General features: G+C 100.0%; 1 protein-coding gene. It reads left to right on the plus strand.

The window, feature by feature from the left end:
• Window positions 1-333 (plus strand): hypothetical protein (locus P409_RS41700; protein ID WP_193366551.1); only part of this gene is annotated, 333 nt, incomplete at both ends.

Here is a 333-nt window from a genome sequence, read left to right on the forward strand (position 1 = left end):
CGCGCGCGCGCGCGCGCGCGCGCGCGCGCGCGCGCGCGCGCGCGCGCGCGCGCGCGCGCGCGCGCGCGCGCGCGCGCGCGCGCGCGCGCGCGCGCGCGCGCGCGCGCGCGCGCGCGCGCGCGCGCGCGCGCGCGCGCGCGCGCGCGCGCGCGCGCGCGCGCGCGCGCGCGCGCGCGCGCGCGCGCGCGCGCGCGCGCGCGCGCGCGCGCGCGCGCGCGCGCGCGCGCGCGCGCGCGCGCGCGCGCGCGCGCGCGCGCGCGCGCGCGCGCGCGCGCGCGCGCGCGCGCGCGCGCGCGCGCGCGCGCGCGCGCGCGCGCGCGCGCGCGCGCGCGC

The organism is Inquilinus limosus MP06, assembly GCF_000767795.1.
Lineage (GTDB): Bacteria > Pseudomonadota > Alphaproteobacteria > DSM-16000 > Inquilinaceae > Inquilinus > Inquilinus limosus_E.